The sequence below is a fragment of the Micromonospora noduli genome (genome assembly GCF_003264365.1).
Classification (GTDB): domain Bacteria; phylum Actinomycetota; class Actinomycetes; order Mycobacteriales; family Micromonosporaceae; genus Micromonospora; species Micromonospora noduli.
Genome location: NZ_PYAK01000108.1, coordinates 1 through 8468 on the forward strand (window position 1 = coordinate 1; position 8468 = coordinate 8468).

At 70.3% G+C, this 8468-nt stretch carries 6 protein-coding genes; 1 reads left to right on the forward strand and 5 read right to left on the reverse strand.

Annotated features, from left to right (window positions below):
* Window positions 1-436: 436 nt before the first annotated feature.
* The 3 genes from GUI43_RS32680 to ngcE form a co-directional block, all read right to left on the reverse strand.
* Window positions 437-1336 (reverse strand): carbohydrate ABC transporter permease, encoded by a 900-nt coding sequence (locus tag GUI43_RS32680; RefSeq protein ID WP_249037918.1) that lies wholly within the window; start codon window positions 1334-1336, stop codon window positions 437-439.
* Window positions 1333-2241, reverse strand: a complete 909-nt coding sequence (locus GUI43_RS32685; RefSeq protein ID WP_091403945.1) for a carbohydrate ABC transporter permease — start codon at window positions 2239-2241, stop codon at window positions 1333-1335. Before GUI43_RS32685 ends, GUI43_RS32680 begins: the two co-directional genes overlap by 4 nt.
* A gap of 64 nt (window positions 2242-2305) precedes the next feature.
* Entirely contained in the window at window positions 2306-3721 is a 1416-nt protein-coding gene (gene ngcE, locus GUI43_RS32690; RefSeq protein ID WP_112582985.1) for an N-acetylglucosamine/diacetylchitobiose ABC transporter substrate-binding protein, read from the reverse strand.
* 193 nt (window positions 3722-3914) lie between these two features.
* Between ngcE and GUI43_RS32695 the strand changes: the two genes are divergently transcribed.
* On the forward strand, window positions 3915-5345 hold the full coding sequence (locus tag GUI43_RS32695) for an acyltransferase family protein (RefSeq protein WP_112700638.1): 1431 nt from the start codon (window positions 3915-3917) through the stop codon (window positions 5343-5345).
* Here the strand turns inward: GUI43_RS32695 and GUI43_RS32700 are convergent.
* Complete coding sequence (locus tag GUI43_RS32700; protein ID WP_112700640.1) at window positions 5317-6804, reverse strand: CoA-acylating methylmalonate-semialdehyde dehydrogenase; 1488 nt, start codon at window positions 6802-6804, stop codon at window positions 5317-5319. The two genes, GUI43_RS32695 and GUI43_RS32700, sit on opposite strands and share 29 nt — an antisense overlap.
* Window positions 6801-8099: an aspartate aminotransferase family protein gene (locus GUI43_RS32705; RefSeq protein ID WP_112700642.1), complete on the reverse strand. Its 1299-nt coding sequence runs from the start codon at window positions 8097-8099 to the stop codon at window positions 6801-6803. The genes GUI43_RS32700 and GUI43_RS32705 overlap by 4 nt, the downstream gene beginning before the upstream one ends.
* Window positions 8100-8468 lie beyond the last annotated feature (369 nt).

The window sequence follows — 8468 nt, forward strand, 5'->3', positions numbered from 1 at the left end:
CGCCCCGCGCAGCGCCGCACCGCGCAGCGCCGCCCCGCGCAGCGCCGCCCTGCCCCGCCCCGCGCTGCGCTGCGCCGGTCATGATCGTGCTCGAACCAGGATGTAGTGGCCTCGCGCCGCAGGGAGGGAACTACATCCAGGATCGAGCACGATCAAGGCGCCGCCGCCCACCGAGCCCGCGGTCGCGGTCGCGGTCGCGGTGAGCACGGCGGCGGGGAATCGCCGCCGCGCCGCAGCGCGCCTCAACGTCTCCAGCCCGCCCCGGCATGGCCAAGATCCGCGCACTTTCGGTGAAACTGCTGGCTCGCCACGTCAGGAGGCAGCACTTTCACCGAAGTTGCGCGGATCTTGGGGACAGACCGGATTGGGGTGGGGTGGTGGGAGGCCCTGCAGGGCGGCGGCCGTGCTGATCCAGATCGGTCAGTACGGATCGGCTCTACTTGAGCTGCCCCGCGGTGAGGCCCGACTGCACCTGGCGCTGGAAGGCCACGTAGATGGCGAGCACCGGGAGCACCGCGATGCTCAGCCCGGCGAACAGCCGGGCGTAGTCGCCGGCATAGCCCTGGCTGACCGAGAGCGCGAACAGCCCCTGCGCCAGCATCCACTTGGACTCGTCGCCCTGCATCAACACCTGCGGCAACAGGAACTGGTTCCAGTGGCTGAGAAAGTTGAAGATCGCTACGCTGATCAGTCCCGGACGTGCCATGGGCAGCATCACCCGGAAGAAGAGCCGGAAGTGACCGCAGCCGTCGACCAGTGCGGCCTCCGCCACCGAGGTCGGCAGGGTCCGGAAGAACGCGGTCAGGAAGAACACGGTGAACGGCAGTGAGTAGGCCGCGTACACGAGGATCAGCCCGAGCCAGGTGTTGAAGAGACCGGCGTTGCGCACCACGAAGAAGAGCGGCACCAGGGCGAGGAACACCGGGAACATCAGGCCGCCGACGAACAGGTAGTAGACGATCTGGCGGCCGCGGAACTCGTAGCGGGCGAAGACGTACGCGGCGGTGGCGCCCATCAGCATGGTGAGGCTGACCGAGCCGGTCACCACCACCAGGCTGTTGATGAAGTACCGGCCGATGTGCGCGCCGGTCCAGGCCCGCGCCCAGTTGTCCCAGTGCAGCGCGCCGGGGAGCCCCCACGGGTCGGCGAGGATCTCACCGTTGGTCTTGAACGAGCTGATGAACATCCACAGCAGCGGCAGGACGGTGAGCAGGCCCCAGATCAGCAGGAAGCCGTGCGAGAGGGCGTTGGCCACGCCGAGTTCCCGGCGTACCGGGCGGTCCCCGCTGGTGACCGGGGTCGGAGCGGTCGCGGTGGGCTGATCCAGAGTGGTCACGAGTATTCGATCCGTTCGCGCCGGCCGACCCGCAGCGACAGCACCGCCACCGAGAGGGTCAGGAAGAACATCACCACGCCGATCGCCGAGGCGTAGCCGAACTTGGTCTCGCTGCCGAAGGCGGTGTCGTACATGCGTACGCCGATCACGTCGGTGGAGAAGTTCGGCCCGCCGTTGGTCATCAGCTGCACGAGGATGAACCCGTCCAGGGCGAAGATGGCCAGATAGACCCAGGCGACCTGGACGGTGTCCCAGAGCAGCGGCAGGGTGACCCGGCGCAGGGTGGTGAACCGGGACGCGCCGTCGAGCAGGACGGCCTCGTAGATCTCCTTCGGCACTGCCGACATCGCCGCGCCGAACAGCACCACGTAGAAGCCGACGTTGCTCCACACCATCACCGCGAGCACGCACCAGAAGGCGGTCGCCGGGTCGCCGAGCCAGGTCGGCGCGGGCAGGCCGAGGCCGTGCAGAGCGGTCGTGAGCAGCCCCTTGTTGGGGTGGTACACCTCCTTCCACAGCAGCGCGATGATCACCACGGAGAGCACCTGGGGGAAGAAGTAGACAGTGCGGTAGAGCGCGCCACCGCGTACGCCGGTGACGCCGGCACTGCCCTTGCGCCCGCCCATGGCGAGCATGGTGGCGAAGAAGAGCCCGAGCACGATGGTGAGCACCGGCACCAGACCCAGCAGGATCGCGTTGTTCTTCAGCGCGTTCCACACGTAGTCGTCGTGCCAGAGGGTCTTGAAGTTGGCCAGGCCGACCGGGTTGGCGTCGGCGGAGTAGCCGAGCCAGTCGGTGGTGGAGATCTGGAACGCCTGGAGGTACGGCGAGACGACGAAGAACACGTACAGCAGTACCGGTGGCACCAGGAACGTGACGATCAGCGGCCACTTGCCATGTTTCACGAGGGGGACCTCTCCGTTGGGGTACGGCCGGTGGGGGCGGACCTCTCCCCCACCGGCCGGGCGGTCAGGCCGCTCGCTTGTACTTCTTGATCGAGCTGTCCTGGGCGATCGAGTCGGCGCCCTTCTGGCACTGTTCGAGGAACTCGGCGGGGCCGATCCGGCCGCTGAAGAACTCGCCGCACGCGGCGTCGACGAGGTTGCGCTCCAACTTGCGGTAGAAGCTGTTGTAGACCCAGTTGAAGCCGTTGGCACCGGACGCGTCGAGGGCCTTGACCACGGTGCTCAGCCCGTACGGCAGTTCGACGCCCTCGGTGGCGCCGGCGACCACGGTGAGGCTGGCGACCTTCTTCGTGAAGTCCTGGGCGCCCTTCTTGGAGAGCATGGTCCGGAAGTACTCCAGGCCACCGGCGACGTTGCGGGCCTTGGCGGGCACCATGAACGGTTCCCCGGCGGTGCCCCGGATCGCCTCGAACGGCAGTTTGTCGCCGCTGCCCAGGCTCGGCGTCGGCGCGATGGTCATGTTGAACCCGGCCGGGGTGACGTCCTTCTGCTCGCTCTCCAGCCAGGAGCCGCAGGAGATGAAGGCGGCCTTGCCCTGACACCAGGCGGTCTGCGACTGCTTGTGGTCCAGGCCGGGCGAGCCCTCCAGGATGTACTTGTCCTTGACGATCTGGTGCCAGGCGTCGGCGGCGGCACGCATCGAGTCGGACTTCCAGGCGTTCGGCTCCAGGTTGTCGATGGCGGTCGCCACCGACGGACCGCCGAACTTGATGGCCGTGGAGATCAGCGGCCAGCTCATGTAGCGCGGGTGCAGGCCGGCGTACGTCCACGGGGCGATGCCGGCGGCCTTGATCTGCTTGCAGAGCGCGATGTGCTCGTCCCAGGTCTTCGCGTACGACCAGCCGCGGTCGGCGAAGAGCTTGGCGGAGTGCCAGATGCCGTAGGCGGTGTAGGTGTAGTTGAGCACCAGGAACTTGCCGTCGTAGGAGCCGACCTCGACCGCGCCGGGCAGCAGGGTGTCCTTGACCGTCTTGCCGGGAATGTCGAGGCTCGGGGCGGCCAGCAGTTCGTCGAGGCCGGCGAGGGCGTTCTGGCTGACCAGGCCGTTGAAGTCGATCTGGCTGGAGCCGGAGTTGTTGACCACGTCCGGCGGGGTGCCGTCGACGAAGCGCGGCTGGAGGGTCTTGCTGATCTCCTGGGTGGAGGAGTGCTTGATCTTCGCCTTCGGGTACTTCTCGGTGTACATGGCCTCGTGGGCCTTGGCGTACTCCTCACCGAACCCGCCGCCGAAGATCACCACCTCGAGTGGGGCGTCCTCCTTCACGCCGAGCGGGTTCTGGGCGCTCTTGGTGCCCTGGTAGGTCTCGGCATCGTTCTTGTCACCGCCACCGCTGGTGGCGCAGCCGGACAGCAGGCCGGCGGCGGGGGTGGCCAGGAGGCCGGCGGCGGCGCTGCGCCGCAGGATGTCACGCCTGTTCATGGGTTCTCCTCGGGTCGGGTCGGGCGGATCACCGGTCTGTGGGGGAAGGCGTCCACCGCGCGAGGGACGTTAGTTCTCTTCAGTTCATGCTCTGTTGCTGAAGAATTTCTACGACAGCCGGGCTCGGACTTCAAGTCCTGACTGTCGAACCGTTATCACCACCAGCCGTCGCCGGGTCGCCTAGCCTTGGGCGATGCGCCGTCTGCGCCAGCTGGCCGAGCGCACCCCGGCTGGGCGGGAACGGTACGTCGACCTGCTCCGCGCGCTCGCCATCACCATGGTCGTTCTCGGACACTGGAGCGTCACGGTGATCGGCCGCGACCCCGCCGGGCAGGCCACCGGGCACTCCGCGCTCGGCGACCTGCGCTGGGCGTACCCGCTGACCTGGCTGGCCCAGGTGATGCCGGTCTTCTTCCTGGTCGGGGGGTACGCCAACGCGGCCTCGCTGACCCGGCTGCGGGCCCGCGGCGGCGACGCCGCCGGCTGGCTGATCGACCGCAGTGCCCGCCTGGTCCGCCCCACCAGCACGCTGCTGCTGGTCCTCACCGCAGTCGCGGCGCTCGCCTGGCTGCGCAGCATCGACCCGGCCCAGATTCGCCAGGTGTTCTGGTTCGCCACCATTCCGCTCTGGTTCCTGGTCGCCTACCTGGCGGCGGTCGTGCTCACCCCACCGATGTACGCGCTGCACCGCCGCCTCGGTCTGGCCGTACCGCTGGTGCTCGTCGCCCTGGTCGGCCTCGGCGACCTCGGCCGGCTGAGCGGTCCGGAGGAAATGAGCTACGGCAACTACCTGTTCGGTTGGCTCGCCGTCCACCAGCTCGGCTTCGCCTGGCACGACGCCCGCGCCGCGCCGTCGCCCGCCGGCCCAACCCCGCCACCGCCGACGAACACCGCCGCCGACGCTGCCGGGCCGTCGACTCCCGACCGTCCGGGGGTACGCCGACGGCGGCTGCCCACCTCCCGCCGGGCCGGTCTGCTCTTCCTGGTGGGCGGGCTGGGCGCGGTGCTGCTGCTCACCGTGCTCGGCCCCTGGCCGGTGGCCATGCTCAAGGTGCCCGACGAGCGGCTCGACAACGCCGCGCCACCCAGCCTCGCGTTGCTGGCCGTCGCCGCCGGTCAGCTCGGTCTGATCCTGCTGCTGCGCGGCCCGGCCGAGCGACTGCTGCACCGCACCGGGCCGTGGCAGCTGGTGATCGCTGTCAACCTGGTGGTGCTGACCGTCTTCCTCTGGCACCTGGCCGCCGCGATCCTGCTGATCGGGTTGCTCGACGCGGTCGGGACGCTGCCCACCCCGGCGGTCGACACGGCCGCCTGGTGGGCCTGGCGGGTGCCGTGGTTGCTGCTGCTCAGCGCCGTACTGGCGGTATTGGTCGCCATCTTCGGGCCGGTGGAGGCGCGCAGCGGCCGGCACCGCACCGGGCGGCGAACCCCTCGGGGCACCCCGGCCCGGTCGGCGTTGGCGGTGGCCGGCTACGCCGCCGTGGTGGCCGCGCTGCTGGTCAACAGCACCGCACCGCAGCAGGCCCCGGAGCCGCTCGGCACGCCCGTCCCGGCGCTGGTGGCGTACCTGGCCGGGGCGGGCGTGCTGCGACTGCTCAGGTCTGGGTGGGGAACCCGAGATTGACCCCGCCGTGGCGCGGATCCAACCAGCGGCTGGTGACGACCTTGCCCCGGGTGAAGAAGCGCACCCCGTCCTCGCCGTGGGCGTGCAGGTCACCGAAGAGGGACGACTTCCAGCCACCGAACGAGTGGTACGCCATCGGCACCGGGATGGGCACGTTGATCCCGACCATGCCCACCTCCACCTCGTGCTGGTAGCGCCGGGCCGCCCCGCCGTCGTTGGTGAAGATCGCCGTTCCGTTGCCGTACGGGCTGGCGTTGACCAGGTCCACCGCCTCGTCGTACGAGCCGACCCGGACCACGCCCAGCACCGGCCCGAAGATCTCGTCGGTGTAGATCGACATGCCCGGGGTCACCCGGTCGAACAGCGTCGGACCGAGCCAGAAGCCGTCCGGGTCGCCGTCCGGCGTCACGTCCCGCCCGTCCACCACCGCCACCGCGCCAGCGTCCACACCGGCGTCCACGTAGGAGCGCACCTTCGCCGCGTGCGCGGCGGTGACCAACGGGCCCATGTCGCAGCCCCGCCGGCCGTCGCCGGTGCGCAGACCGGTCACCCGCGCGGCGATCCGCTCGACCAGCGCGTCCGCCACCGGCTCCACCGCCACCACCACCGAGATGGCCATGCACCGCTCCCCCGCCGAGCCGAACCCGGCGTTGACCGCCGCGTCGGCGGCCAGGTCCAGATCGGCGTCCGGGAGCACCACCATGTGGTTCTTCGCCCCACCGAGCGCCTGTACCCGCTTACCGGCGGCCGTTGCGCGCTGGTAGACGTACCGGGCGATCGGGGTGGAGCCGACGAACGACACCGCCCGCACCTCCGAGTGCTCCAGCAACGCGTCGACCGCCTCGGAGTCGCCGTTGACCATGTTGAGCACCCCGTCGGGCAGGCCCGCCTCGGCGAACCACTCGGCCAGCAGCAGCGCCGCACTCGGGTCCTTCTCGCTCGGCTTGAGCACCACCGCGTTGCCGCAGGCCACCGCCACCGGCACGAACCACAGCGGCACCATCACCGGGAAGTTGAACGGGGAGATCACCGCGACCACCCCGAGCGGCTGCCGGATGGTGTACGAGTCGACCTCGGTGGACACGTTCTCGCTGAACGCGCCGCGCAGCGCCGACGGCAGGCCACACGCGTACTCGATGACCTCCAGGCCGCGCTGCACCTCGCCGGCGGCGTCGGCGAGCACCTTGCCGTGCTCGGCGGTGATCACCTCGGCGAGCCGGTCCCGCCGGGCGTGCACCAACTCCCGGAAGGCGAACAGCACAGCGGACCGCCGCGCCAGCGACGCGTCCCGCCAGCCCCGCGCCGCGCGGGCGGCGGCCTGCACCGCCACGTCGACGTCCGCTGTCGAGGCCAGCTCGACCTCGGCGGTACGCCGACCGGTCGCCGGGTCGAACACGTCACCGCGCCGCTCCGACGTGCCGCCGACCCGCTTGCCGTCGATGAAGTGGCCGATGCTCATGCCGCCACCCCCGCCGCCGAACGGATCGCGTCGACGAGGATCGCCAGGCCCTCACGGGCCTCCTCCTCGGTCAGCGTCAACGGTGGACCCATCCGCAGCACGTTGCCGTGGAGGCCCCCCTTGCCGGTCAGCAGGCCACCGTCCCGGGCGGCCTCGAAGACCCGGTTGGTCAAGGCCGGATCCGGCTCACTGCCGCCCGGTCGGACGAACTCGACGCCGAGCATCAGCCCCTTTCCGCGTACCTCGGCGACGCAGTCGAGCCCGCCCACGGCGGACCGCAGGCCGTCGGCGAGGATCGCGCCGACGCGGGCCGCGTTCGCCTGGAGGTCGTGCGCGATCAGGTAGTCGAGCACCGCGTTGCCGGCCGCCGTGGAGATCGGGTTGCCACCGAAGGTGGAGAAGCTGATGGCCAGCACCGACTCCAGCACCTCGGCCCGGCCGACCACCCCGGCCAGGGCGAACCCGTTGCCGATGCCCTTGGCGAAGGTGAGCAGGTCGGGGGTGACGCCGTGCGCCTGGTAACCCCAGAAGTGCTCCCCGGTGCGCCCCCAGCCGGTCTGCACCTCGTCGGCGATGAACAGGATGCCGTGCTCGTCGAGGACCTTCTTCCAGCCGGCGAAGAGCCCGTCCGGCGGGTGCACGAAACCGCCCACACCCTGGATCGGCTCGGCGATCAGCGCGGCCACGTCACCGGCGGTCTGGGTGGCCAACACCTCGCGCAGGTCCTCCACCGCCGCATCGACCTGCTCGTCGGCGCTGAGCCGGGCCAGCAGGCCACGCACCCGGTCACCGGAGTGCAGCCAGGCCACCTGGAGCGGGTTGAGGCCGCTGGCCGACCAGTTGCGGTTGCCGGTGACGCCCATCGCCGCGTACGACCGGCCGTGGTAACTGTTGCGCACGGCCAGGATCTGGTGCGAGCGGCGGTGGTTGGTGGCGACCAGCAACGCGGCCTCGTTCGCCTCGGTGCCGGAGTTGGTGAAGAACACCCGGGCGTCCGGGATGCCGGAGCGCTGGGCGATCTTCTCGGCCAGCTCCACCTGTTGACGGATCAGGTAGAGCGTCGAGGTGTGCACGATGCCGGTGGCGAGCTGCCGCTCGACGGCCTCCCGGATCTCCGGGATGTCGTACCCGATCATGTTGGTCAGCACGCCGCCGAAGAAGTCCAGGTAGCTGCGACCCTGCGCGTCGGTGACCCGGCGGCCCGAGCCGGAGACCAACTCGAGCGGCTCGGCGTAGTACAACGGCATCCAGGACGGGAGCACGGCCCGGTGCCGGGCCAGCAGGTCGTCGGTCATCGTGGCAACCCTTCAGCGGCGTTCGTGGATACCGCACGCTCCCACCGCCGGCCGACGCGGACAACTGTCAGCCTGTAGCGCATGGCCGTCCCGACCTGACAGCACGTCAACGGTTTCCACGGTCGCGATCGGCCTCGACCGCTGATTTCCGCAGCATAGACGGGACATTCCTACTCGATCCGTAGTCTGGCCGTCCACCGCTACCCTGGGTCGGTCCACTGTCGCCGGGGAGGCACGCGGTGCGCATCGAAGAGACGATCGCTGAGCTGGAGCGCGTCGCCGCGCGCGAGGTGGGCCGGGGCAGCGAGGCGCTGGCCGCGCCCGCGGCGGGTGGACTGCTGGCCGCCGCCCGGTCGCTCGCCGCCGCCG

Coding starts and splice junctions, on each gene's coding strand:
- ngcE (WP_112582985.1), bottom strand. CDS start 3,721: ATGAACAGGCGTGACATCCTGCGGCGCAGCGCCGCCGCCGGCCTCCTG.
- GUI43_RS32695 (WP_112700638.1), top strand. CDS start 3,915: ATGCGCCGTCTGCGCCAGCTGGCCGAGCGCACCCCGGCTGGGCGGGAA.
- GUI43_RS32700 (WP_112700640.1), bottom strand. CDS start 6,804: ATGAGCATCGGCCACTTCATCGACGGCAAGCGGGTCGGCGGCACGTCG.
- GUI43_RS32705 (WP_112700642.1), bottom strand. CDS start 8,099: ATGACCGACGACCTGCTGGCCCGGCACCGGGCCGTGCTCCCGTCCTGG.